Origin of the sequence: Aquimarina litoralis (assembly GCF_019295435.1) — a bacterium.
Lineage (GTDB): Bacteria > Bacteroidota > Bacteroidia > Flavobacteriales > Flavobacteriaceae > Aquimarina > Aquimarina litoralis_A.
The window spans coordinates 53515-78428 of record NZ_WEKL01000004.1 but is presented as its reverse complement, the minus strand read 5'-3'; the positions used below and the strand labels follow the sequence as shown (position 1 = coordinate 78428).

The following is a 24914-nucleotide window of genomic DNA, read 5'->3' as shown; positions in this document are numbered from 1 at the left end:
TAATTTTTCAATTATCTAAGTACGAGTTTCTTAATAAGTGGGCGTCCAAGAGCTTCATTCAAATTTGAAATAATTTTTTCTTTTCCGTAGCTCAATTCTTCCCTTAGAACAGAAGAAGTCAGTTCTATATACAAAGTTTCGCGATCTAGTTTTATCTGATTGGTATATTTTGTAATAGCAGGACCCATGATTTGTTCCCAAATATCACGTACTTCAACTTTGTCTAAACCTTTTTGAAGCTTATTTTCGCTAACAAACTCTTTTAGTACATCACTAATGCTAAGATGATCATTCTGTCTTCTGGCCATTATAATTCAATCTTTGTATACGATTTATAAAAATAACGATTTCCTGATTCGTTTTGGATAATCATCTGATTTTCTTTTGCCAAAATTAGTGCTTCCTTCCAAGTCGACAAAGGCGTTTTGTAATACATCCAAATACTATCATTTTCTATGGATATAGTAAAGAATTCACTGTCTTTAGTTGAGATAAAATTACCACTTAGTTGAGGTTGTAGCTTTTTGCGGATCCCTTTTTTATCTGTTACCTCAAAAAAATCAATGGTTTGATTAAAGTTATACTGTTTTTCTATTCCTTCTACGGTAATAACCTTTTCAATTTCCCAGTATCCAGAAATAAAAGATATAGTTTCTTCAGGATCTTGTTTCGCACAAGAAACGAATACTAGGATAAATAGGTATAAACTGTTTTTGAACATTGACTTTTCTAATTTGAGATTACGCTTCTAGCTTTATAATTTTGTAGGATTGTGATATTTTTTTTACCACATTTTCTGTACGATCAGCATGAGTGTCACTAATAAATAGCTGACCAAAATTTTGATCATCAACTAATTGTATAATATGTTCTACACGTTTTTCGTCCAACTTATCAAAGATATCATCTAAGAGAAGTAGAGGATTAACTTTACTTTGCTTTTTGATAAAATCAAATTGCGCTAGCTTCAATGCAATTAAAAATGATTTTTGTTGTCCTTGACTTCCAAATTTTTTTATCGGATGTCCTTCTATTTCAAAAATCAAATCATCTTTATGAACGCCTACACTGGTATATTGCAACATTCTGTCTTTTGCTAGTTGTTGTTCTAAAAGTGTAAGTAAATCATGTTCTGCTAATTTACTTTGATATCGCAAAGAAACCGATTCTTTTCCAGAACTTATAGCTTCATATCTATTAATGAATATAGGAATAAACGTTTCTAAAAAAGTAGTTCTCTTTTGATAAATAACACTGCCTAATTCATGTAATTGTTGATTATATATCTCTAGCGTTGTGGGGTCAAACGTATTATTAGCAGCAAAATATTTCAAAAGGGAATTTCGTTGAGAAACTACTTTAGAATATTTAAGTAAAATAGATAGGTATTCTTTATCACTTTGAGATATCACCCCATCAATAAATTTCCGTCGCGTATCACTTCCTTCAGTAATTAGGTCTCGATCTGCTGGAGATATAATGACTAAAGGTAAAAAGCCTATGTGTTCACTGAAAGTATCATACGCTTTTCCGTTTCGCTTGATAACTTTCTTTTGCCCCCTTTTTGCACTAACAATTACTTTTTCTTCTCGATCTGTTTTTTCATACAAACCTTCTACAACAAAAAAATCAGTACCATGCTTTATATTTTGACTTGTTATGGGATTAAAATAACTTTTGCCAAATGACAAATGATATATTGCATCGAGGATATTCGTTTTTCCAACTCCATTATGTCCAACTAAGCAATTAATCTTAGCATCAAAATCGAAATTAATGGATTCAAAATTTTTATAATTAATTAAAGAAAGAGATTTTAGGATCATAAACTACTGATCGTCAGCAAGTAGTGACTTTTTTGAAATTCTCAAATAAGAAGTGCAAAATATTAAAAAATAACAAATATTTTCGCTTTTAATTATGAATAAAAATTTTATTTTTGCCCTTCATTAAATAATATTTATGGCAACTTATAAGAAACGAGGATACAAACCAAAAAATAAAGCAGAAGAGGTAGAGCAAATAGAAGACAATTCTACAACTGCTGAAGTATTCAATACGCTTGACGAAGGTGCTTCCCGAACTGAAGAATGGGTTGCTGCCAATCAAAAATATATATTTATCATTGTTGGGGCTATCGCTGTTGTAGTATTAGGATACTTAGGGTATCAAAAATATATACAAGAGCCAAAGGAAATAGAAGCTTCTAATGAAATGTTTAAAGCTCAGCAATATTTTGATAATGCAGTAACTGGTAATACAACAGTAAGTGACTCTTTATATACATTAGCCTTAAACGGTGGAGAAGGTAAATATGGTTTTCTAGAAATTATAGAAAACTATGGTGGTACAAAAGCTGCAAATCTTGCGAATTACTATGCTGGTTTTTCATATCTTAATATGAAAAAATATCAAGAAGCAATTGATCATCTAGATAAGTTTAAGAGTGATGATGAAATGTTAGGTCCTTTAGCATTAGGAGGAATTGGAGATGCATTTGCACAATTAGATCAAATGGGTGAAGCATTWTCTTATTATGAAAAAGCGGCGAATGCTAAGACCAATGAATTTACAACTCCTAAGTTTTTATTAAAATCTGCAATTACTGCAATCTCTTTAGGGAAGCCTGATGTTGCAATCCCTTATTTAGAAAGAATTAAAGAGGAGTTTTCTAAGAGTGTAGAAGCAAATCAAGCAGATGTACACTTGGGAAGAGCTCAAGGAATGCTAAAGTAAGTAGGTCATAGTTTTTAGTTGATAGGCTTCCTTATATTGTAAAGTATACAAGCTATTAACTAATAACAATAAACCATTAACAAAACAATGGCTACAGAAAATAAAAATTTATCACAATACGATAAAGCTACAATCCCAAACGCGAAAAACTTTCGGTTTGGGATTGTTGTTTCAGAATGGAACAATACAATTACCGAAGGCCTTTTTCAAGGAGCTTTTGATGCACTGATCGATTGTGGTGCTATCAAAGAGAATATCGTTAGATGGAATGTGCCAGGTAGTTTCGAGCTTATTTATGGATGTAAAAAAATGCAGCAGTCTTATGATATGTTGGATGCAGTGATAGCAATTGGAAGTGTTATTCAAGGAGAAACAAAACATTTTGATTTTGTTTGTGAAGGGGTGACTCAAGGGATTAAAGATCTTAATATTCAGAGTGATATTCCGGTTATATTTTGCGTTTTAACTGATAATAATATGCAACAGTCTATTGATCGATCTGGTGGTAAACATGGTAATAAAGGTACCGAAGCTGCTATAGCTGCTATCAAGATGGCTCAGCTACGTAAAGAAKCTAAATTTTAAGCTCAATACCTCATAGACGATTTTAATATTCTTTTCTAAATTTAAAAACGGCATTATACTTGCTGATAATTATTCAATGTTATTGTAATGCTAAAAGCTTTAGATTACTATGCATTTTAAGTATATTTGGATAATATAAAAAGAAAGGAGTAACACGTGAAATTAAGTATCCCTAAAAGAAAAGTAAATCGTAGATATAACTACACTCCAAGATATTATAAAGGAAAGAGTGAAGGTAATATTTATGATTTTGAAAATAGAATTACTAAATATCGCGATACCAGAAACGCTATAGACTTTGGTTCTCAATGGAGTGAAGATAGAAAAGCCAGTAGAAATCGAGGGAATAGAGAATTCAATAAAAGAGTTATTCTTATAGCTTTGGTTTTGACTTTTATCTTTTTATATATAATTGATTTTGATTTATCCATATTTACTGCAGGACAATAAATGTCAGATATTATCCAACTATTACCGGATCACGTAGCCAACCAAATAGCTGCCGGCGAAGTAGTACAACGACCAGCCTCCGTAGTCAAAGAATTATTGGAAAATGCCATTGATGCCAAGGCTACTCATATCAAACTCATCATTAAAGAAGCTGGGAAAACGCTTATTCAGGTGATTGATGATGGTATAGGAATGAGTGTTACCGATGCTAGATTAAGTTTTGAAAGACATGCTACTTCCAAAATAAAAAATGCCGAAGATCTTTTTCAGTTAAATACCAAAGGTTTTAGAGGAGAAGCATTAGCTTCTATTGCAGCAATTGCACATGTCGAACTAAAAACAAAACAAGAAAAAGACGAAGTAGGAACTGAAATAAAAATCGAAGGTAGTGATGTTATTTCTCAAGAGGTATGCGTCACACCAAAAGGTACTTCTATAAGTGTAAAGAACTTGTTTTATAATATTCCTGCACGCAGGAATTTCTTGAAATCAAATTCGGTAGAATTACGTCATATCATCGATGAATTTCATAGAGTTGCTATGGTTCATGAAGATATCAAATTCGATATGTATCATAATGGGAGCGAGATCTTTAGTTTACCTGTTGCAAATCATCGTCAACGAATAGTACATATTTTTGGAGCCAAAACAAATGAAAAATTAGTTCCGATTGATGAGGAAACAGATTTAGTGAAAATTATTGGTTTTGTTTGTAAGCCTGAATTTGCAAAACGTACCAGAGGTGAACAATTTTTCTTTGTGAACAATCGGTTTATCAAAAGTGCTTATTTGAATCATGGAGTAAATTCTGCTTTCGAAGGTTTATTGAAAGAGAAAACACATCCTAGTTATTTTATATATCTCACTGTAGATCCAAAATCTATTGATATTAATATTCATCCGACAAAGACCGAAATAAAATTTGATGATGAACATGCATTGTATGCTATGCTACGTTCTACGATTAAACATAGTTTAGGGCAGTTTAATGTTGCGCCAATATTGGATTTCAATAGAGATGCATCTATGGATACTCCTTATGAGTATAAAAGCAAAATGGTGAAAACGCCAACTATAGAGGTAGATCGAAGTTTCAATCCTTTTAAAGAAGATAAAAAGGACAATATTCCTTCCACGTCTAAGAATTATACCGATTTTAAAAAGGAATCTGCTGGAAGTTGGGAAAATCTGTATGCAGGTTTAGATACTTCAGAAATATCTTCTAAACCTATAGAAAATGACTTTTCTTCTATAGAGTTTGAAAGTTCTGAAGTTACAGGTTCTTTATTTACAGCTGATCAGGAAGCTGAACTTGAACATCACACTACATATCAACTTAGAAGGAAATATATAATTACTACTATAAAGAGTGGTATGGTCATTATACACCAAAATAGAGCACATCATAGAGTGCTTTATGAAGAAGTGTTACGAAATATAACCATGGCCAGTGCAGTAAGTCAGCAGTTATTATTTCCTTTGAAATTATCTTTTTCTAGCCAAGAGATTCGAATTTTAAAAGAAGTACAGGAACATCTAGAAAATACAGGTTTTGTATTTGGTGATATCACCGATACGGATGTATCGATCTCTGGAATACCAACAGCAACCACAGAAAGTGAAGTTTCGGTATTGTTAGAAAAGTTAATAAATGATATAGAACAAGAAGTTCCAGATAGTGGTTTTTCATTAACGGATCTTCTGGCAAGATCTATTTCGGGTAGTATTGCCGTGAAAACAGGAATTGACCTAGCAAAAGAGCAGCAGCAACATATTGTGAATAGTCTTTTTGCTTGCACAGAACCTACGATTACACCAGATAATAAGCCAACTTTCATCACGTTAACAGTAGATGATATAGATAAAAAATTTTAAGAGTATATGAGGGGAATATCACCAGCGGTAAAACATATATTGATCATTAATGTGATTTTTTGGATAGGGACACTATCAATTGCAAGAGGAACTCTTTTTGAGAATCTTTTTGCTTATCATTTTGTTACCAGTGATTTGTTTAAACCTTGGCAGATTTTTACGCATATGTTTATGCATGCGGGATATGTTGATACTCCTGGTGGAGGAGAAACAATATATTTTCAACATATTTTATTCAATATGTTTGGGTTGTGGATGTTTGGGACTCCTGTAGAACGATTTCTGGGAACAAAAAGATTTGTGTTTTTTTATATTTCTGCAGGTCTAGGAGCACTTTTTATTCATGCCGGATGGGATTACTTTCAGTTTCAAACAGAGCTGTCAAAGCTAATCAGTGTAGGGTTTGATAAGGAGTCAATTTTGCAAATTTTAAATGAAGGTCGTTTAAAACATCCTGAATATAGTAAATGGGTTGCAGTTTTGGGAGATGATGGATTTCAGACGTTAGGAAGAAATTTCTTTGGAACTTTAGTAGGGGCATCTGGTGCTTTGATGGGAGTTTTAGTAGCATTTGGTGTTTTGTTTCCTGAAACTCCTTTAATGTTATTGTTCCTGCCGATACCTATTAAAGCAAAATATTTTATTCCCGGAATTCTCTTAATAGATTTGTTTTCAATGTTATCAGGGTACTCACTGTTTAGTCCTTCAAACACAGCGTATTTGGCACATTTAGGTGGTGCTTTATTTGGGTTTTTGATGGTTTGGTATTGGAAAAAGAATTCGTTTAATCAAAATCGTTGGAATTGATGTCACAGATAGACGATTTAAAACTAAAATTTAGGACTGCTAATATTGTAGTTAAATTAATAGTAATTAATGCCATACTATTTTTGTTTGCTAGATTGGGAGCTTGGGTCATCGGTACTCAACCATCTGCACTTATGGAATGGTTTGTTTTACCTGCAAAATTAGAATCCTTAATCCTTCAAGTTTGGGGACTATTAACTTACAGTTTTTTACATTTTGATTTCATGCATATTTTTTGGAATATGTTTGTTTTGTACTTATTTGGTCAGTTTGTTCTTAACTTATTTACCGAGAAAAGATTTCTTACTATATATTTAGTAGGAGCAATATCTGGAGGTTTACTATTCGTCTTGGCTTATAATGTAATTCCTGTTTTACAAGGACAATTAGCATATCTTATTGGAGCATCTGCAGCTGTTAGAGCTATTATGATATTTATCGCTGCTTACATTCCAAATACTGAAGTTAGATTGATTTTTGTTAATGTAAAACTATGGCATATTGGAGTTTTTGTTGTTTTAATGGATTTAATACAATTGTCAGGCCAGTCTCCTGAAACGGGTAATGCAGGTGGATTGATAGCTCATTTGGGAGGTGCTTTATATGGTTATTTGTATGCAGTGCAACTTAAAAAAGGCAATGATATTGGAAGTGGTTTCGAAAAATTTATGGATGCTGTAGTGTCTATGTTTAAGCCCAAAAAGAAAAGTCCATTAAAAACTGTACATAAAGCTAAAAAGCCTAAAAACACAAAGACGAAAGGAACAAATTCATCATCAAAAGTTAAAAACCCTAATCAGGCTGAAATTGATGCTATACTTGATAAAATAAGTAAAAGCGGTTATGATAGCCTGACTAAACAAGAAAAAGATTTCTTGTTTAAAGCGGGGAAAGATTAGTTATGAGAAAGGTAGTTAATAAGATTATATTCTTTATTAATTCTTTGGTAGCGTTTGCTCTACTGATGTCTTATTTACTTCCTTACGTTTCTCCACAAACATTCCCTTTATTATCTGTGCTGAGTCTTGCAGTACCTATTTTAATAGTAGTGAATGTATTGTTCTTTTTATATTGGGCAATTTTGTTCAAACGTAAGATGCTTTTGTCATTAATAGTTTTGTTATTAGGGATTTCACATGTTACCTCTTTATATCGATTAAGAGGGAAAACTTTGGAAGAAAAAAGCGAGAACTCACTTTCATTACTAACCTATAATGTACACGTATTTAATAGGTTTAAATGGATAGATTCAGAAGAAATACCCAAAGATATTTCTGCGTTTATAAAAAAAGAGGATCCAGATATTTTTTGCGTACAAGAATTTTATAACAATCCCGATATAGATTTTAAACAATATCCCTACAAATATGATTATTTTCATCATCGTAGTCAAGAACTAGCGTTGGTCATATTTTCTAAGTATCCTTTTGTAAAAAAAGGATCTTTAAACTTCGAGAATACTGCTAATAATGTAATTTTTGCGGATGTAGTTACTCATAGTGATACTGTAAGGGTTTATAATGTTCATTTGCAGTCTCATGGTATTAGCTCCAAGACAGATGATCTTACAAAAGCAGATTCTCAGAAGTTATTAAAACGTATACAAACATCGTTTAAAAAACAACAAAGTCAAGTAGAACAGCTGGTGGACCATCTTAAATCCTCTCCATACAGAAACATAGTGATGGGGGATTTTAATAATACTGCGTATTCTTATATATACGATAAAATTAAATCAGAAGACCTGCAAGATACTTTTAAAGAGGCTGGAAGAGGATTCGGTAAAACTTTTAATTTTGAACTATTTCCAGCTAGAATTGATTTTATTTTAGTGCCTGATGATGCTGAAGTAATGGATTTTAAAAGTTACAACGTAGAACTTTCTGATCATTATCCAATTTACTCCGTAATCGAGCTTTAAACGATGTATTGTAATTTATTTTGAAGATACATGAGATTATTCTGTCTTATCAATTCTCTAAACGTACAGCCTTGTTTTCCATACTTTTTTCCCAATCATCTGCAAATACTGCATGTCCGTTTTTAGACATTGCTCTCATAGTTTCTTTTACAGCTTCTTGTATCGATTTTGGGAAAGTGTAAAACTTCTTATTAATTTTTGTGAGTCTTCCATCAGGGATTTCGCTGTTCTGATGTTTTATGGTTATTCTACTTTTATTATGATATGCAATAATTCTTATTCTACCATCAACATAATTGTTTTGAGTAGTGGTACCATAAACAATTATAGGGTCTACCGATCCATCTCCATCAAAATCAAATAATTGCGAATATTGATTCCAGAACCCAATAGAGGACTCCCAGTCACCATCGATTTCTCCTTTGATAGTAGATCGTTTTTTAAATTTGTTTTTGTCCACTCTAACGCTCATTCCGTAGACGTTATCATATAAAGTGTCTTTTTCTTCGCTTATTCCATTTCTATGGTCTGTTAACAATAGGTAGTATACTCCAGATTTGTCATTATAAGCATATACCTGATATACATCATTAGAAATACCTAATTGAATTTGTCTATTATCGTCAAATATGGTATTCATTTCCTTTTTAGAGAGTTTTCTGACTAGAAAAGTGTCTATTGGAATAGAAATGTGCTTTTGGATTGGAAGAGCGTCTGCCGCTTCTGTAGCATTAGTATTAGGGGAATCTTTATCAGCTTCTTTTTTCTTATCTCCACAAGAAAGAATAAAGAGTATTGTAACAACTAGTAAAAATTTATTCATAGGTAAAATGGGGGTTAAAAAATATTGATAACAATTATTCTGTATTAAAATTAAAAAATATTTTCTAATTAACCCATTATATCATCTGACAATCAACCCAGTCGGTAACAATGTGCCATAGCAAAGCTATCGCTATAACTCTTGTTCTTTTAGGGAAGAGTAAAATAAAATACGCTATAATTGCATAGATACTATGTAAAAAATGATATCCAACACTACATCGATTAGGATCAAAAATTGGATCTGCCGCTAAATGATCTAGGTCGATAAGCATGGCGCTTAAGAAAACAATGTAAGCTGTTTTCCATTTTTTTGGAAAAAATAAAACAGCAATACCTAGTGGTATTAAAAAATGAAATCCATAGTGTATAATAGGACGATACATCAAAAAATCATTTGATTCTCTAGGTAAGAAATAGCATTTGTTCCTTCATTGAATAGCAAATCCAAAATAGAGAGATTTGGGATAAATCCGTGTTTATCTGAAAATACTTGGATATATGAAGAAAGTGGATGCTTTTCTTCTTTTTTTGCATTTATCAAGATTCTTTTATCATTTATGTCTTGATATTCTTTATGAAAAGTTTCGGTTTTAGTATGAGGAATATCCAATTGTAAACAATCATGAATTGCCTCCATACATTCATAATTGAAATCTAGCAGATAATCTTTTCTTTTTTCAAAAAGAGGCACAAGTTCATCTTCATAATACTCAAAAAATGGAGAGGTTCGATAGGCTGATTGTATGGATTTCCAATGCAGTGATTGCCATTGAAATTCATTTTCTATTCGAACATCTCTATATAGTTGTTTCCCGTTATTTTCTTTTCCGGTATGCTTAATGGGTATGGTTAACAGTAGTTTTCCATTAGCTCCATAGATATAGGCTCTATTGCGATATGTTTGCTTTTGGTAATTATCGTGGTTTTCAAAAATAATAGTATCACTTTTTACGATGGCTACATATTGTGCAATCGATCCAAAATACATCGGATGGAGTAGGGTAGGTTTCAATGTATTAATTTCGTTTTTTTCTGATCAATTATAATATCATTAATCTGATATTACTCTGCTTTTTTTCTTTTTCTATATTGACTAAAACCAATCCAACCTACTAATGCAATTAGGAAATAATAGAAATAAGAAACGGGTTCGCCACTTCCTCCTACTGTTGTGAATAATCTTTCCCATCGTATTTTATTGAAAAAACCTTTGGCATTCGTATCATAACTCATCCATATGAATACTGGTTTTCCAACCACGTGATTAGCGGGAACATATCCCCATGTTCTACTGTCTTCACTATTGTGGCGATTATCACCCATCATCCAATAGTAGTCTTGTTTGAACGTGTAACTTTCTATAGGATTTCCATTGAGTAATACTTGGGAGTCTTTTACAGATAGCTTATTATCAATTCCCATTTCTGAACCTTCATAGACTTCAATAATTCTTCGATATAGAGAAAAGCTTTTTAAGTCCATTTTGACAGTTTTTCCTTCTTCAGGTATATAAATAGGGCCAAAATTATCATTATTCCAATTTACCTTGCCATTATTAGGAAAGATGTTAGGGTCTTTTTCTCCTTTAGGCTGTATTCTTCTTTTTAGCTCAGAAACTCCAGGTTTGTTTTTAAACTTCTCTGCATTTTCCTTAGTTAGAAATACAAAAGGTCTTTTTAGTTCTGGGTCAAAACCAATTTCTCCAGGTTTAATCCTATAACGATCATATAATACATCTTGCGTAAAATCACCGCCTTTTTTCTTGAAAGTATATGTAAACTGAATATCTGCTCTGTCTGGCAATTCTGTTTGTAGACCATTTATATGTACATAGCCATCTACTACAGATAGAGAATCACCTGGCACACCTACACATCGTTTTACGTAATTAGATTTTTTATCAATTGGTTTGTATACATGGATTCCTGATGGATCTCTAAAGAAACGAACAGTATCTACTGGCCAGCTAAAGACGACAATGTCATTACGTTTGATATTTTGGAAACCGGGCAATCTGAAATAAGGATATTGAATGTCGCTGTTATAAGATTTTGTTTTTACTAATGGTATCGTATCATGTACCATTGGAAACGAAACAGAAGTCATAGGTGTTCTAGCACCATAATGAAACTTACTAACAAATAAAAAGTCTCCTACTAATAATGTTCTTTCTAAAGAACCAGTAGGTATTGTATAAGGTTGCATAAAATAGGTGTGTACCAAAGTAGCTGCAACTACCGCAAAAAGAATAGAGCTAATCCATTCTCCTGTTCCGGTTTTAGGCTTAAGATCCCTTTCTGGAATGTGATTTACATCAAGCATATAGTTTACATAATAGATGTAAAAACCTAATGTAACGATGACAAGTATTGTATCAGATGTGCTATTTTTTCCAAAACTCCTAATGGTTTCGACCCAAATTACTGGAAGCATGATTACATTAATCACAGGAATAAATAGAAGAATCACCCACCACCAAGGACGGTTGATTATTTTCATTAATACAACGGCATTATAAACTGGTACTGCTGCTTCCCATGCTTTTCTTCCAGCTTTAACATATAATTTCCAAGTTCCAAGAAAATGTATCACCTGTATAGCAAGGAAAAAAATAAACCATTCTGATAGTGTCATTCTATATATTTTTTTAGTATAAGTATTGGTAACCTGAAAAGTGTTACACTTTTTGTCATTTTGTTATAATCCTAGAACATCTTTCATTCCGTAAATACCTGTTTTACCTACCAACCACTCTGCTGCTATAACAGCGCCAAGTGCAAATCCTTGTCTATTGTGAGCAGTATGTTTAATTTCTATATCATCCACCGGTGATGTATAGGTTACCGTATGGGTTCCAGGAACATTTTCTATTCTTTTTGCGTTAATAGGAATCGTTTGAGTATCTCCTTGATCTAATTGCCAAGCCGTTTTAGTACTATTCTCTATAATACCTTCTGCTAGTGTTATTGCTGTGCCACTAGGTGCATCAAGCTTTTGGGTATGATGAATTTCTTCCATATGAATATCATATCCTTCAATAGGATTCATCATTTGAGCAAGCTTTTTATTTAATTCGAAAAAAAGATTTACTCCAAGACTATAGTTAGAAGCATAAATAAAACCTCCTTTTTTTTCTTTGCATAGTTCGATAATCTGGTCATAATGATCTAACCAACCTGTTGTTCCAGATACAATCGGAACACCAGCATTGAAACATTTTGTAATGTTATTGACCGCTGCTGAAGGAATACTAAAATCGATAGCAATATCTGCTACCGAAACATCATATTCTTTATCATCTTTATCTACAGTAAGTACAATTTTGTGACCTCTTTCTGTTGCAATTTTTTCTATGGTTTTACCCATTTTACCGTATCCTAACAGAGCAATATTCATATTTTTTGGTGGTTGTATGCTAATAAAAATTTAAAAACTATAATTCAATGACATTCCATAATTAGGTTTGGCATCAAACTCATTAAAGTTTATTTTGGGTTTAAAAGTTAAATCTTTTGAGACGTTAAACTGTTGCAAATGGGCCGTAACATTGGCGTCGATAATATTTAAGACGTATAAACCGGCTGTAATCAATAAAGCTAATTCTTGATCTCTTCGAAATCTTCGTTGCAGATCAATTAATTGTTCATCTGTGAAATTCGGAAATTCTAATCTACTAGGATCGATACCAGCTAATCTGCCTTTATAAGCATCTCTTAAATCATTGTATGTTCTATTGTTATCCAGATAGAAGTAAATTCCTGCTCCTAATGCTCCATATACAATAGGTATCTTCCAATATTTACCAGTGTACGCTTGACCTAATCCTGGTACTATTGCAGAATAAAACGCAGCTCTTGCTGGAGCAAGAGGTTCATATGGTCTAAGTTTTTTATTTCTTTTCCTCTTTTTTTTGACAGCAACTTCTTCGGTAACAACTTTTAGTTCATTATTTTGTTTTTCCTCTTCTTCTTGGGCAAAAACGATATGAACACAAAAGCATAATAATAGAGCGATATAAATGGATTTAGCTTTCACTATCTATAAGTTTCTTTAGGCGTTTAAAATCTTCTTCAGAAGAAAATGGGATAATTAACTTCCCTCGTCCATTACTGGAAACTTTTACGTCTATTTTGGCTCCAAAATATTCAGAGAAATCTTTGATTCCTTTTAATATATATTGAGGAGCTTTAGTTTCTGTTTTCTCAGCAGTTGGTTTTTCTTCTTTATTATTTAAAGACCTAACTAATTTCTCAGTGTTACGCACTGATAAAGAATCTCCGATAATTTTCTCGTAAATATCTAACTGTTGTTGTTTGCTGTCAACATTTATTAATGCTCTTCCATGTCCCATTGAAATAAAACCATCTCTGATTCCAGTTTGTACAATAGGGTCTAGTTTTAGTAACCTCAAATAATTAGCAATGGTAGATCTCTTTTTACCTACACGATCACTTAACTGTTCTTGCGTTAATTTGATTTCATCGATTAGTCGCTGATAGGATAATGCAATTTCTATAGGATCTAAATCCTGACGCTGAATATTCTCAACCAATGCCATCGTCAAAGATTCCTGATCATCGGCAATACGGATATATGCTGGAATCGTTTTTAAACCTACTAATTTAGAAGCTCGAAAACGTCTTTCACCACTAACTAGCTGATATTTGTCAAAATCTAATTTACGAACAGTTATTGGTTGAATTACACCAATTTCTTTAATAGAAGTTGCAAGTTCTTGAAGTGTTTCGTCATTGAAGCTTGTACGTGGTTGAAATGGATTTACTTCAATACTCTCCAGATCTAGTTCAATAATATTTCCAACAACCTTATCTGCATTTTTATCTTCTGCTGATTTTATATCGTTTTCTGGGTCTTTCAGTAAAGCTGATAACCCTCTTCCTAAAGCTTGCTTTTTTGTTGCCTTCGCCATAAATCCTTAACTATTTTTCTTGATAATCTCGTGCGCCAAACTTAAATAATTACTAGCTCCTTTACTAGCGGCGTCGTAATTAATTATACTCTCTCCATAACTAGGCGCTTCACTTAAACGTATATTTCTCTGAATGATTGTTTTAAAAACCATTTCATTGAAATGCTTCTGAACTTCTTCAACTACCTGATTCGATAAACGTAATCTAGAATCATACATGGTTAACAGTAACCCTTCAATGTCTAGTTGTTGGTTATGAATTTTTTGAACACTTTTAATAGTGTTTAATAATTTACCTAATCCCTCCAGCGCAAAATACTCACATTGAATCGGAATAATTACAGAATCTGAAGCTGTTAGCGCATTCAAGGTTAAAAGCCCCAGAGAAGGTGCACAGTCAATTAAAATATAATCGTATTCAGATTTCAGATCACTAATTGCATTTTTCAACATGTATTCCCGCGAATCCTTATCCACCAACTCAATTTCTATTGCTACCAGATCTATATGAGCTGGTATAATATCTACATTAGGAGAAGAAGTTTCTAATATGGCTTCTTTCGGTTGGATAGTATGTTCTAGGATTTGATACGTTCCTTTTTCGATACTTTCTACATCCAACCCTAATCCAGAAGTAGCGTTCGCTTGTGGATCAGCGTCTATTAGTAATACTTTTTTCTCTAATACTCCTAGAGAAGCTGCTAAATTTACAGAGGTGGTTGTTTTACCAACACCACCCTTTTGATTGGCAATTGCTATTATTTTACCCATAGGGGGAGATTTGGATTTTAAGCGATAAAAATACAATTAATTATACATTATAAAAATGAAAAATGTTAACAGTCTTTAATAAAAAAAGCCCATCAGTTGTAACTTATGGGCTTTGACAATATTAATAGGTTAAATTTATTCTTTTTCTGGCATTAGGATTCCAAGAATATAGCCGCTATCGACATACTTTTTTGCGATATCCTGAATGTTTTTTACAGATAGTTTTTCAACAGCTTCTGTATAACTTTCTTTACTCTTCATAGGAATCTGATTATAATCGGCGTTTTGTAAATTACTTAACCAAAAAGAATTTTGTTTGCTTTTTTCCTTGTAGTCTAATAATCTAGATTCTTTAATTTTGTTTAAATCTTTTTCCGTTGGTCCATTTGCAATAATTGTTTTTAATTCAGCAATTGCAGCATCTGTAAGTTTTTTTACATTTTCAGGTCCGCAAGGGAAACCTATTGAGAAACGATAGCCGCTATAACCACCAGATGGTCCTATTTTGTACATACCGCCTCGAGCGCCAACACCATAAACTCCACCTTCTTCTTCTCTTAACTTTTCGATTAATTTAATGGATAAAATCTCTCCTAAAGCCTCTATTTGAAGCGCTTCATTGGTGTCATAAGTCGTTTCACCTCTCCAAATAATACTAACAGAGCTTTTAGGGTCTTTACCTTTATAAATTGTTTTTTCATGAGAACCAGACAATGGTCTGAAGTCATCTGTTTTATAGTTTTCACCTTTTCCAGTATCCGGTAAACTTGCGATATACTTTTGAGCATATGCCTTCAATTTTTCTTCGTCAATATTTCCAACAAAATAAAAATTAAAGTCTCCAGCTCCTGCAAATCGCTCCTTGAACTTTTGATGTGCAAGATCATAGTTTACGGCATCTAATTTTTCAGCCGTTGGAAATCCGGTATATCTCGGATTTTTGCCAAACTGAAACTTGTTAAACTCCTCTCTAAAATAGTTTTGAGGATTCGATAAGTAATTTGCTAAAAAACCTTTTGTTTTGGCTTGATCTGATCTAAAGGCTTTTTCATCTTTATTTACATCTGTAAAATACAGGTGTACTTGCTGGAATAAAATTTCCAAATCTTTTGGTGTAGTAAAACCATTAAACCCTTCGGACATGCTATTAATGTATGGTCTAACACTGGCAATCTTACCGGCCATTACTTTATTCATATCATTTAATGATAATCCTCCTAAACCAGTTTGTGCAATACCTCCTAATCCAAAAGAAACCTGTTTAAAATCTTCTAAAGAGAATAGTGAACTGCCTCCATAACTAAAAGCAGAAAATAATATCTCATCATTTTTAAAGTCTGTCTTTTTGTAAGTTATTTTTGCTCCATTGCTTAGTTTTAAAGTAGTAATTCCTAATTTATCATCTTTTTCTTCAGAAACTATTTTTCCTGGAGAAGGAATTTTTTCTAGTAGGTTTTCTCTAACTTTTTCATCTTTATAATCCTCTAAAGGGCTATTTTTAACCTCTTCTAGAAGGCCTAATATTTCATCTTTAGTTACCAGTTTTAACCCTTCTTTTTCAGGACCAGTCATAACGACAGCTCGATTGTCTTCATGAAGAAAATCTTTGATCAATACATTTACTTCTTCTAAGGTAATTCCTGGTAATTGCGACATGGTGAATTGGTATTCCCATTCGATTCCTGGAATTGGTTCTTGTTCTAAATAATTGTTTATATATTCTCCAAGGATTCGAGAAGATTCTCTTTTATCCTTATCCTTAAATTGTTTTTCCCAATTTGCAGTAATTTCTTTTTTAGCACGTTTTAGCTCACTTGCTTTAAAACCATATTGTTGTACTCTTTTATTTTCCTGAAGAATAACCTTTAAAGCATTTAATTGTCCAGTTTCCGAAGTTAACGCAAATGATTGATATGCATCTCGATTACGGGCAAAAGTACCACTGTGGCTACTTCCTGCAAATACAAAAGGTGGGTTTGGTTTATTTCGTAATTCGTTTAAACGATTATTCATCATTTGGGTAAATAATCTTTCTACGAGAGAATTCCTATAATCTATAGTGGTTTGCATAGGTTTAGATACCTCACGGTCTTTATAAATTAACCTAACTATAGAGTTAGAAGCTTCTTTGTCTGATGCAATAGCGATTAATGTCTCGGTATGATTGGGAGTATCAAATGCTTCTCGTTTTTTAGGATTTTCAGGCATTTTAATACGACCAAAATGTTCTTTAATCTTTTGTTCTAAAGTGGCAACGTCCAGATCTCCAACAGCAACTACTGCCATTAGATCCGGGCGATACCAATCTTTATAAAAACTTCGAATATCATCGTATTTGAAATTTTCAATGACTTCCTTTTTACCAATTGGCAAACGTTCTGAATATTTGGAATTATACGCTATAATAGGTAGGTATTTTTGTAACATACGTTCATTAGCGCCTTTCCCGATTCTATATTCTTCTAATACAACACCTCTTTCTCCATCAATTCCTTCTTCAGTAAGTTCGGCATTGTGCGCCCAGTCTTCTAGAATTTGAAAACCTTTTTCTAACTTTTCCGGATCATCACTTGGAATAGGCAAGATATATACTGTTTGATCAAAACTGGTATATGCATTGAGATCTGCACCAAATTTAACTCCAATTGTTTGTAGATAATCTACTAAATCATTTTTCTTGAAGTTTTTAGTACCATTAAAGTTCATGTGTTCCATGAAATGTGCTAATCCTAATTGTTTTTCAGTTTCTAAAATAGATCCTGCATTTACAACGAGTCGTAATTCTACTTTGTCTTCTGGTTTTCCGTTGTTTCTTATGTAATACGTTAAACCGTTTTCTAATTTACCAACCTTTATATTAGGATCAATAGGTATTTTGGTATCGCTATTAAGTTGAGTTGAAGTTTTGAGCTCTTTGTTTGCAGTGGTCTGTGCGGTTCCTAAGAGAGGTAAATACCATAAAAAAACTCCTAAGAATGCATTAAAGATTTTTTTTCTAGTCATCGATGATTTGTAAAATGTGAATTAATTTTTTTTTTGGAACTGTCTAAAAATAACAAAACTTTTATAACTCAACTATTTTTTTAGTTGAATCTTTGTTTTTAAAGCTAATCATTAAGTGTTCAAAATATTCGCTGAAGGGAGCTTTATAGTTTTAAGATTAAACCGGTTCTACAGGTAAGTGTCATTATCAATTGATTTGTTACCCTAATTTTCAAAAATAAAAACTGGATATCGTTTTGCGATACCCAGTTTATCAATAATTTCAAACATTTAGTGTTTTATTTGTTCTTTTTCGCTCTTATGGCCGCTTCTAGCATATCCCACATTTGTTCAGGAACCTGATCAAGTAAATTAAATTGTCCTGCTCCTTTTAACCATTCTCCACCATCCAAAGTTATTACTTCTCCATTTACATAAGCAGAAAAATCTGAAACCAGATACGCGGCAAGGTTTGCTAATTCTTGATGTTCTCCTAAACGTTGTAAAGGTACTTTTTTAGATAAATCAAACTTATCTTTCATATCACCTGGTAATAAGCGATCCCAAGCACCTTTTGTAGGGAATGGTCCTGGTGCAATTGCATTAAATCGCATTCCATATTTTGCCCATTCTACAGCCAGTGATCTTGTCATAGCCAATACACCAGCTTTGGCAGTTGCGCTAGGTACTACATAAGCGGATCCTGTCCAAGCATAGGTAGTCACAATATTTAATACATTAGTGTTTTGATATTTTGTATCGATCCAATGTTTACCAAATGCAAGTGTACAGTTTTTAGTTCCTTTTAATACGATATCAATGATAGTGTCAAAGGCATTTGCTGATAGACGTTCGGTAGGAGAGATGAAATTTCCTGCTGCATTATTCAACAAAATGTCAACTGTTCCAAATGCTTCCAGAACTTGATTTTTCATGTTTTCCACTTGATCATAATGTCTTACATCACATTGTAATGGTAAACAAGTCCCACCAGTTTCTGCTTCGAGCTCTTTTGCTGTACCTTGTAATTTTTCAAGATTACGTGATGTAATAGCTACTTTAGCTCCAAGTTCCATGAAGTATTTGGTCATTGATTTTCCAAGACCACTACCACCACCGGTAACAACAATATTTTTTCCTTCTAGTGCTCCATCACGAAGCATTTTATCAGTATAGCTCATATATTTTTGAATTATTGTATCATTATTTTGCTGAAAGTTACGATTTATATTTAAAATATTATGCTTGCATAGTATTTTTAGCGTTATTCAAAGGTTGAAATAAGTATATCTAGTATAGTAATTGCGGCATCACTAATTTTGGTTCCGGGTCCAAAAATAGCCACAGCACCTTCTTGAAACAGGAAGTCATAGTCGTCTGGAGGAATAACGCCTCCTACAATTACCATGATATCTTCGCGACCAAGGTTCTTCAATTCAGATATAATTTGCGGAACCAGTGTTTTATGACCACCTGCAAGAGAAGATACTCCGACGATATGAACATCATTTTCCACTGCTTGTTTAGCTGCTTCAATTGGGGTTTGAAATAAAGGACCGATATCCACATCAAAACCAACGTCTGCGTAACTCGTAGCTACAACTTTAGCTCCACGATCATGACCATCTTGTCCCATTTTGGCAATCATAATTCTTGGTCTTCGTCCTTCTAACTCAGAAAACTGATCTGCTAATTTTCTTGCTTTGTTGAAAGATTCATCATCTTTTATTTCCTTTGCATACACTCCTGTAAACGATTTTATTTCTGCTTTGTATCTTCCAAATTCTTTTTCTAAAGCGTCACTGATTTCTCCTAAGGTAGCTCTTAATCGAGCAGCATTTACGGCTAAAGCTAATAAATTTTGATTATGATCTTTAGCTGCTTCAGTCAATTTAATTAAGGCTTCCTGTACAGCTTTTTCATCTCTAACACTTTTGACTTTTTTAAGTCCTTCTATTTGCTGATTTCTCACAGCATTGTTATCCACTTTTAAAGTAGCAATATGTTCTTCTTCTTCCAGTTGATATTTATTTACTCCTACAATGACATCTTGTTGACTATCAATCTTTGCTTGTTTACGAGCTGCAGCTTCTTCAATGCGCATTTTCGGAATTCCAGCTTCAATAGCTTTAGTCATACCACCTAATTCTTCTACTTCTTCTATAAGTTTCCATGCTTTTTCAGCAATGTCATTGGTTAAAGATTCCACATAATAACTTCCTGCCCATGGATCTACAGTTCTGTTAATTTGAGTTTCTTCCTGTAGAAATATTTGGGTGTTTCTTGCAATTCTGGCAGAAAAGTCTGTTGGCAATGCGATAGCTTCGTCTAAAGCATTTGTATGTAGACTTTGTGTTCCTCCAAAGGCCGCAGCACTAGCTTCTATACAGGTTCTAGCAACATTGTTAAAAGGATCTTGAGCAGTAAGGCTCCATCCACTAGTTTGACAATGAGTACGAAGCATTAATGATTTTGGGTTTTTAGGATTGAATTGTTCGATTAGTTTGGCCCAAAGCATTCTAGCTGCTCTCATTTTGGCAATTTCCATAAAATGATTCATTCCTATTGCCCAAAAGAAAGATAGTCTAGGAGCAAAAGAATCCACATCTAATCCTGCTTCAATTCYTTTTCTAATATATTCTAATCCATCTGCTAAAGTATATGCTAATTCAATATCACAAGTAGCTCCAGCTTCTTGCATATGGTATCCTGAAATACTAATAGGATTAAATTTAGGCATGTTTTTGGAACAATACTTAAAAATATCACTGATAATTCTCATGGATGGAGTGGGAGGGTAGATATATGTGTTTCTAACCATAAACTCCTTCAGGATATCATTTTGAATAGTTCCTGATAATAATTTTTGTTCTACTCCTTGTTCCTCTGCAGCAACAATATAGAATGCCATAATAGGAAGTACAGCTCCGTTCATGGTCATAGAGACCGACATTTTATCTAACGGAATTTGATCAAAAAGAACCTTCATGTCTTCCACGGTATCGATGGCAACACCTGCCATTCCAACATCACCAAAAACTCTTTCGTGATCACTGTCGTATCCTCTATGAGTCGCCAAATCAAATGCCACGGATAATCCCTTTTGTCCAGCAGCTAAATTTCTACGATAAAATGCATTACTTTCTTCTGCAGTAGAAAATCCAGCGTATTGCCTAATCGTCCAAGGTCTTCTTACATACATAGTAGAATAAGGACCTCGTAGATATGGAGGAATACCTGCTACAAAATTAAGATGTTCAAGATTTTCAATGTCATCTTTAGCATATATTGGCTTTATCTCAACTCCTTCAGCAGTTGTGAATCTAACGTCATCAGTTGTTGAATTAGTAATAGTATTTTTTTTATCTATAGTAATATGTTGAATATTCTTTCTTTCCATATTAAAATTTCATTTTTTCAATATATTCATCAAAATTTACTTCAAACGGAGTAGTAAGATCGATAATAAGTGTCTGCTTATTGGCTATTGTTGTATAAAAAGTACTAAAAATTTGAAAGTTTTCTTTACAATTATCAATTTGATAAATTGATCGAAACATTCTAGCGGTTTGATTTTCAATAGGTATTGCTGTTTGTTTTTTTAAGCTTTCGAGATGAAATACTTTTATAAGTCTTTTTTTTACTGAGTAATAAATTCCTTTAAAACCTTTTAATTTATTAGGATTCGAATTTTCTATCCAATTTCGTACTGCTTGTATTATTGTATTACAAGAAGCAAAAATTAACAATATATGTATTAGAAAATACCGCCTTGATTTCATTAAAGGGAGCCATTAATAAAAATGTAAAATTACGGTTTTATTAACGATCTTTTTTGAAAAAAGTGAAATTTATTATAGGATTACAAACGAATCTGTCAAAGAAAATTAACCAAATGCTTTTTCGATTACCATTAGTATAGAGTAATAGATATCAAAGGCAATGAACTTCTTTATTTCGTCCGCATTGAACTTATCATCTGGAATATAATAGATCCTTTGTGCAATTAATGAAGTACTTACGTTAGCATCTTCTTCTAAAGTTCTGATGATATTTTGAAAGTCATCACTATCACTACTGTTTTTGAGACATTGAATTAAACCACCTCTATAATTAAATATGAGAATTTCTTCTTCTCCTTTTTTAGAAGGGTGGGTATAAGGAGATGCCTTTTTGGTTGCTTCATGATTTTCGTATTCACTTAACTTTACCCAAATAGAATTTGGATCACTCGATTTTTTCTTAAAAACTCGGGCTAATTGAATAGAATTATTAGAAGGTAATTTTCTTAAGTCTAGTGATAAACTCGCTACTTCTGCAAGAAACGTCCTATATGTTTTGATAGAATCATTTCCAAATTGATAATGTTGGAATAAATCTTTTTCAAAAGAATTAAAGGCTTTGGAGTAGAGACCACTGGCATCCACACTTAAACAATTGATATTGCTTTGCGAACGACCGACTATAGCGAATAATAAAAATGCTATTATAGCGATTCTAGATCTAATCATTTGGGGCATCGATTAAGATTTAGTTTTGTTAATTGTTTGTCAGTTTAGTGTTAAAATTAACGTAAGTTAACAATAAATTATTAATTATTAGCGTTATATCATGTTTTTCTCAATTTTTTCACACAATCTTCTGCTTATAACTGGGTTTATTAAAGTTTTTCTTATGTTTTTTTCTGGGAACACTTCTTTTTGAAATGTAGGTAATATTTCTTCTGGGTTTTTATACATGTTCGCACCCGTTAGTGTTATTTCCTCTTTGTCAAAAAGTTCCTGTTCCTTATCTGCACTTTCTTTTATTTTCTTCTGAATTGTTCCATTTTTTAACTGTTGCAAATAACCACCACCAGTTTCAATATTCTTGAACAAATTCAGAGCTTTTTCAGCTAGTTGATTTGTTAAACTTTCGATATAATAAGAACCGGAAGCCGGATTACTAACAATATCAAAATAACTTTCATTCTTCAAAATCAACAACTGATTTATCGCAATTCTCGTTCCAAAATCATTTTCTAGGTTATAAATGTCATCATACCGTAAATTAGAAACCGTATCAGCTCCTCCTAAGATAGCACTCATGCACTCAGTAGTAGTGCGAAGCATATTGACATTATAATCTAAAATTGTTTTATTTCTGTGTGAAGGATGCGCGAATATATAACATTTTTTTAACATATTATATTCACCCGATAAAGAATCCCATAAAATCCTTAAAGCCTTTAATTTGGCTATTTCAAAAAAGTAATTTCCTCCTACGGAAACCTTAAAGAGAATAGGGGTATTTATAAATGGATTATCATTTTTGTCTTTAAAATAATTTAAATACTCATTCGCATGTGCTAAACCGTATGCTAATTGTTGAATCATAGAAGCGCCAGCATTTTGAAGTATACTGAGATCAACGCTAATCACACTTTTTAGTGAGGAGCTTTTCGAAATTGATTTTTCTAAGGAAAGAAAGTCTTCATTTAGATTGTTGTACCAATTTCCAGTTTTTGCTAAATTCCCTATAATGTCTGTAAGTATATAAGCTGAAAGTTTTAAGCTAGTTGCAATTGTATTTAGCTCTTCAATATAGGAAACAGATAAAAAAGTCGTTTCTATATACAAGAATGTTTCTGAGGGAATATCCGTGAGTAGCTCACGTAAATTAACATTTTCAGATTGAATAGCGAAATGAATACTCTCTGCTCCTTTTTGTATAGCCTTTAATGCATTTTGGTTTCCGGAGATGGCATTATTGACATCGATTTTTTGAGAGTTTTTCCAAGAGGAAGGGTGTAGATTATTAATTTCTATTGAATCAATATCCTCTTCATTATAAAAAGGTTTGATATCAATACCTTCATATGATTTATAGATCAAAGCCTCGTTATAATCAGCTCCTTTTAAGTCAAATTGGATTTTTTGTTTCCATTCTTTTGCGGAAACTTCATCAAACTTTTCGAATAAAGTTTTAGTCATCTTTCTTTTTTTTAGGGATACTATCTTCGTATTCAATGATATAGATTTCTTCGTTATCTTTTTTCATAAAATACTCTTCTCTTGCAAATTTTTCAAGCTCCGTACTGTCTTTAAGAATTTTAATATCCTTTTGATCTTTAATGATTTCCTTTTTATAATACTTCTTATTTCCTTTTAATTCTTTAATTTCTTGGTCCAATTCTCGATGTGTTAACCAAGAATTTGCGTCTAAAAACAATATCCAGATTACAAATACCAGAATAATTAGCACATATTTATTGAAAAATATGGCAAATACCGGTATCAAGGCAGGTGTATTCCTAAGCTTTTCGAAATATTGCTTTAGCTTCAATTTAGATTAAATAATTTATTAGTTATAAAGGTACAAAAGTTAATTCAAGCGTTCTTTTACAATTGTGCGTACAATATCTATGGCAACATTATTATAATTATTATTTGGAATGATAAGATCCGCAAATTCTTTGGTAGGATCGATAAACTGCTGATGCATTGGTTTTAGTGTGTTTTGATATCTATCTAAAACTTCATTCATATCACGACCTCTTTCTGCGATATCTCTTTTCAAACGTCTTATCAAACGCTCATCACTATCTGTCTGAACATATATTTTAATATCAAACATCTCGCGGATTTTAGGGTTGGTAAGAATCAAGATACCTTCAACAATAATTACTTTACTAGGTTTTGTAAGAACAGTGTCTTTAGTTCTATTATGTTCTACAAAAGAATAGACAGGTTGTTCAATAGTTTCTCCTTTTCTTAAAGCTGTAAGGTGTTCTCCTAATAATTCAAAGTCAATAGATTGAGGGTGATCAAAGTTGATTTTAGTACGTTCTTCATATCTAAGGTGACTAGTGTCCTTATAATAGGAATCCTGAGAAATCACACAAACTTCGTTTTCAGGGAGTTCATTTACTATTTGTTTTACAACGGTTGTTTTTCCGCAGCCAGTTCCTCCTGCAATACCAATAATTAACATTCCCAATATTTTTTTGACAAATTTAGAAATAGTTATTGAGTTATTATAAGTTTAACCTAC

At 32.6% G+C, this 24914-nt stretch carries 26 protein-coding genes; 7 read left to right on the top strand and 19 right to left on the bottom strand.

Going from position 1 to position 24914, the window contains the following annotated elements:
- Nucleotides 1-11 precede the first annotated feature (11 nt).
- The 3 genes from GBO31_RS03365 to recF are packed head-to-tail and all read right to left on the bottom strand — an operon-like array spanning nt 12 to nt 1826.
- Nucleotides 12-308: a DUF721 domain-containing protein gene (locus GBO31_RS03365; protein WP_219006904.1), complete on the bottom strand. Its 297-nt coding sequence runs from the start codon at nt 306-308 to the stop codon at nt 12-14.
- On the bottom strand, nt 308-721 hold the full coding sequence (locus GBO31_RS03360; RefSeq protein WP_219006903.1) for a hypothetical protein: 414 nt from the start codon (nt 719-721) through the stop codon (nt 308-310). The genes GBO31_RS03365 and GBO31_RS03360 overlap by 1 nt, the downstream gene beginning before the upstream one ends.
- A 19-nt stretch (nt 722-740) precedes the next feature.
- The gene (recF, locus tag GBO31_RS03355; protein ID WP_219006902.1) at nt 741-1826 is read right to left on the bottom strand and encodes a DNA replication/repair protein RecF; all 1086 of its coding nucleotides are present in this window, start codon (nt 1824-1826) and stop codon (nt 741-743) included.
- Nucleotides 1827-1962: 136 nt separating this feature from the next.
- Between recF and GBO31_RS03350 the strand changes: the two genes are divergently transcribed.
- From GBO31_RS03350 to GBO31_RS03320, 7 genes are all read left to right on the top strand, one after another.
- Complete coding sequence (locus GBO31_RS03350) at nt 1963-2736, top strand: tetratricopeptide repeat protein (RefSeq protein ID WP_219006901.1); 774 nt, start codon at nt 1963-1965, stop codon at nt 2734-2736.
- An 87-nt stretch (nt 2737-2823) separates the two neighbouring features.
- Nucleotides 2824-3321 (top strand): 6,7-dimethyl-8-ribityllumazine synthase, encoded by a 498-nt coding sequence (gene ribH, locus GBO31_RS03345; RefSeq protein WP_219006900.1) that lies wholly within the window; start codon nt 2824-2826, stop codon nt 3319-3321.
- Nucleotides 3322-3477: 156 nt separating this feature from the next.
- Nucleotides 3478-3771: a hypothetical protein gene (locus tag GBO31_RS03340; protein ID WP_219006899.1), complete on the top strand. Its 294-nt coding sequence runs from the start codon at nt 3478-3480 to the stop codon at nt 3769-3771.
- Nucleotides 3772-5646, top strand: coding sequence for a DNA mismatch repair endonuclease MutL (mutL, locus tag GBO31_RS03335; RefSeq protein WP_219006898.1), 1875 nt, complete (start codon nt 3772-3774; stop codon nt 5644-5646).
- Between the two features lie 6 nt (nt 5647-5652).
- A complete protein-coding gene (locus GBO31_RS03330) occupies nt 5653-6453 on the top strand; it encodes a rhomboid family intramembrane serine protease (protein ID WP_219006897.1) in 801 nt (266 codons plus the stop codon).
- Entirely contained in the window at nt 6453-7352 is a 900-nt protein-coding gene (locus GBO31_RS03325) for a rhomboid family protein (RefSeq protein WP_219006896.1), read from the top strand. The genes GBO31_RS03330 and GBO31_RS03325 overlap by 1 nt, the downstream gene beginning before the upstream one ends.
- Nucleotides 7353-7354: 2 nt before the next feature.
- Nucleotides 7355-8374 carry an endonuclease/exonuclease/phosphatase family protein gene (locus GBO31_RS03320; protein ID WP_219006895.1) on the top strand — a complete coding sequence of 340 codons (1020 nt, stop codon included), beginning with the start codon at nt 7355-7357 and terminating at the stop codon, nt 8372-8374.
- A gap of 49 nt (nt 8375-8423) precedes the next feature.
- Here GBO31_RS03320 and GBO31_RS03315 read toward each other — a convergent pair whose 3' ends face one another.
- From GBO31_RS03315 to udk, 16 genes are all read right to left on the bottom strand, one after another.
- Entirely contained in the window at nt 8424-9197 is a 774-nt protein-coding gene (locus GBO31_RS03315; RefSeq protein WP_219006894.1) for a M949_RS01915 family surface polysaccharide biosynthesis protein, read from the bottom strand.
- A gap of 76 nt (nt 9198-9273) precedes the next feature.
- Nucleotides 9274-9582: a DUF6122 family protein gene (locus GBO31_RS03310; protein ID WP_219006893.1), complete on the bottom strand. Its 309-nt coding sequence runs from the start codon at nt 9580-9582 to the stop codon at nt 9274-9276.
- A complete protein-coding gene (locus tag GBO31_RS03305; protein WP_246615756.1) occupies nt 9582-10211 on the bottom strand; it encodes a WbqC family protein in 630 nt (209 codons plus the stop codon). Before GBO31_RS03305 ends, GBO31_RS03310 begins: the two co-directional genes overlap by 1 nt.
- Nucleotides 10212-10261: 50 nt before the next feature.
- The gene (lepB, locus tag GBO31_RS03300; protein ID WP_219006892.1) at nt 10262-11833 is read right to left on the bottom strand and encodes a signal peptidase I; all 1572 of its coding nucleotides are present in this window, start codon (nt 11831-11833) and stop codon (nt 10262-10264) included.
- A gap of 63 nt (nt 11834-11896) precedes the next feature.
- A complete protein-coding gene (gene dapB / locus GBO31_RS03295; RefSeq protein WP_219006891.1) occupies nt 11897-12595 on the bottom strand; it encodes a 4-hydroxy-tetrahydrodipicolinate reductase in 699 nt (232 codons plus the stop codon).
- A gap of 30 nt (nt 12596-12625) precedes the next feature.
- Nucleotides 12626-13234: a DUF5683 domain-containing protein gene (locus tag GBO31_RS26955; protein ID WP_219006890.1), complete on the bottom strand. Its 609-nt coding sequence runs from the start codon at nt 13232-13234 to the stop codon at nt 12626-12628.
- The gene (locus GBO31_RS03285; RefSeq protein ID WP_219006889.1) at nt 13224-14129 is read right to left on the bottom strand and encodes a ParB/RepB/Spo0J family partition protein; all 906 of its coding nucleotides are present in this window, start codon (nt 14127-14129) and stop codon (nt 13224-13226) included. The genes GBO31_RS26955 and GBO31_RS03285 overlap by 11 nt, the downstream gene beginning before the upstream one ends.
- Nucleotides 14130-14135: 6 nt before the next feature.
- Nucleotides 14136-14900, bottom strand: coding sequence for a ParA family protein (locus GBO31_RS03280; RefSeq protein WP_219006888.1), 765 nt, complete (start codon nt 14898-14900; stop codon nt 14136-14138).
- 135 nt (nt 14901-15035) lie between these two features.
- Nucleotides 15036-17903 carry a M16 family metallopeptidase gene (locus tag GBO31_RS03275; protein ID WP_219006887.1) on the bottom strand — a complete coding sequence of 956 codons (2868 nt, stop codon included), beginning with the start codon at nt 17901-17903 and terminating at the stop codon, nt 15036-15038.
- Nucleotides 17904-18181: 278 nt separating this feature from the next.
- Nucleotides 18182-19063, bottom strand: a complete 882-nt coding sequence (locus GBO31_RS03270; protein ID WP_219006886.1) for an SDR family oxidoreductase — start codon at nt 19061-19063, stop codon at nt 18182-18184.
- An 83-nt stretch (nt 19064-19146) separates the two neighbouring features.
- Nucleotides 19147-21282, bottom strand: a complete 2136-nt coding sequence (gene scpA, locus GBO31_RS03265) for a methylmalonyl-CoA mutase (RefSeq protein ID WP_219006885.1) — start codon at nt 21280-21282, stop codon at nt 19147-19149.
- A gap of 1 nt (nt 21283) precedes the next feature.
- Nucleotides 21284-21664: a hypothetical protein gene (locus tag GBO31_RS03260; RefSeq protein ID WP_219006884.1), complete on the bottom strand. Its 381-nt coding sequence runs from the start codon at nt 21662-21664 to the stop codon at nt 21284-21286.
- Between the two features lie 105 nt (nt 21665-21769).
- Nucleotides 21770-22393 carry a hypothetical protein gene (locus GBO31_RS03255; RefSeq protein ID WP_219006883.1) on the bottom strand — a complete coding sequence of 208 codons (624 nt, stop codon included), beginning with the start codon at nt 22391-22393 and terminating at the stop codon, nt 21770-21772.
- 93 nt (nt 22394-22486) lie between these two features.
- The gene (locus tag GBO31_RS03250) at nt 22487-23854 is read right to left on the bottom strand and encodes a methylmalonyl-CoA mutase subunit beta (protein WP_219006882.1); all 1368 of its coding nucleotides are present in this window, start codon (nt 23852-23854) and stop codon (nt 22487-22489) included.
- Nucleotides 23847-24206 (bottom strand): FtsB family cell division protein, encoded by a 360-nt coding sequence (locus tag GBO31_RS03245; RefSeq protein ID WP_429725677.1) that lies wholly within the window; start codon nt 24204-24206, stop codon nt 23847-23849. The genes GBO31_RS03250 and GBO31_RS03245 overlap by 8 nt, the downstream gene beginning before the upstream one ends.
- Nucleotides 24207-24245: 39 nt before the next feature.
- The gene (udk, locus tag GBO31_RS03240) at nt 24246-24854 is read right to left on the bottom strand and encodes a uridine kinase (protein ID WP_219006881.1); all 609 of its coding nucleotides are present in this window, start codon (nt 24852-24854) and stop codon (nt 24246-24248) included.
- Nucleotides 24855-24914: the final 60 nt, after the last annotated feature.

What these genes read in the sequence shown, in the direction of transcription:
- GBO31_RS03365 (WP_219006904.1), bottom strand. Translation starts at nt 308, where the DNA reads ATGGCCAGAAGACAGAATGATCATCTTAGCATTAGTGATGTACTAAAA.
- GBO31_RS03360 (WP_219006903.1), bottom strand. Translation starts at nt 721, where the DNA reads ATGTTCAAAAACAGTTTATACCTATTTATCCTAGTATTCGTTTCTTGT.
- recF (WP_219006902.1), bottom strand. Translation starts at nt 1,826, where the DNA reads ATGATCCTAAAATCTCTTTCTTTAATTAATTATAAAAATTTTGAATCC.
- mutL (WP_219006898.1), top strand. Translation starts at nt 3,772, where the DNA reads ATGTCAGATATTATCCAACTATTACCGGATCACGTAGCCAACCAAATA.
- GBO31_RS03330 (WP_219006897.1), top strand. Translation starts at nt 5,653, where the DNA reads ATGAGGGGAATATCACCAGCGGTAAAACATATATTGATCATTAATGTG.
- GBO31_RS03325 (WP_219006896.1), top strand. Translation starts at nt 6,453, where the DNA reads ATGTCACAGATAGACGATTTAAAACTAAAATTTAGGACTGCTAATATT.
- GBO31_RS03320 (WP_219006895.1), top strand. Translation starts at nt 7,355, where the DNA reads ATGAGAAAGGTAGTTAATAAGATTATATTCTTTATTAATTCTTTGGTA.
- GBO31_RS03315 (WP_219006894.1), bottom strand. Translation starts at nt 9,197, where the DNA reads ATGAATAAATTTTTACTAGTTGTTACAATACTCTTTATTCTTTCTTGT.
- GBO31_RS03310 (WP_219006893.1), bottom strand. Translation starts at nt 9,582, where the DNA reads ATGTATCGTCCTATTATACACTATGGATTTCATTTTTTAATACCACTA.
- lepB (WP_219006892.1), bottom strand. Translation starts at nt 11,833, where the DNA reads ATGACACTATCAGAATGGTTTATTTTTTTCCTTGCTATACAGGTGATA.
- dapB (WP_219006891.1), bottom strand. Translation starts at nt 12,595, where the DNA reads ATGAATATTGCTCTGTTAGGATACGGTAAAATGGGTAAAACCATAGAA.
- GBO31_RS03285 (WP_219006889.1), bottom strand. Translation starts at nt 14,129, where the DNA reads ATGGCGAAGGCAACAAAAAAGCAAGCTTTAGGAAGAGGGTTATCAGCT.
- GBO31_RS03280 (WP_219006888.1), bottom strand. Translation starts at nt 14,900, where the DNA reads ATGGGTAAAATAATAGCAATTGCCAATCAAAAGGGTGGTGTTGGTAAA.
- GBO31_RS03275 (WP_219006887.1), bottom strand. Translation starts at nt 17,903, where the DNA reads ATGACTAGAAAAAAAATCTTTAATGCATTCTTAGGAGTTTTTTTATGG.
- GBO31_RS03270 (WP_219006886.1), bottom strand. Translation starts at nt 19,063, where the DNA reads ATGAGCTATACTGATAAAATGCTTCGTGATGGAGCACTAGAAGGAAAA.
- GBO31_RS03260 (WP_219006884.1), bottom strand. Translation starts at nt 21,664, where the DNA reads ATGAAATCAAGGCGGTATTTTCTAATACATATATTGTTAATTTTTGCT.
- GBO31_RS03255 (WP_219006883.1), bottom strand. Translation starts at nt 22,393, where the DNA reads ATGATTAGATCTAGAATCGCTATAATAGCATTTTTATTATTCGCTATA.
- GBO31_RS03250 (WP_219006882.1), bottom strand. Translation starts at nt 23,854, where the DNA reads ATGACTAAAACTTTATTCGAAAAGTTTGATGAAGTTTCCGCAAAAGAA.
- udk (WP_219006881.1), bottom strand. Translation starts at nt 24,854, where the DNA reads ATGTTAATTATTGGTATTGCAGGAGGAACTGGCTGCGGAAAAACAACC.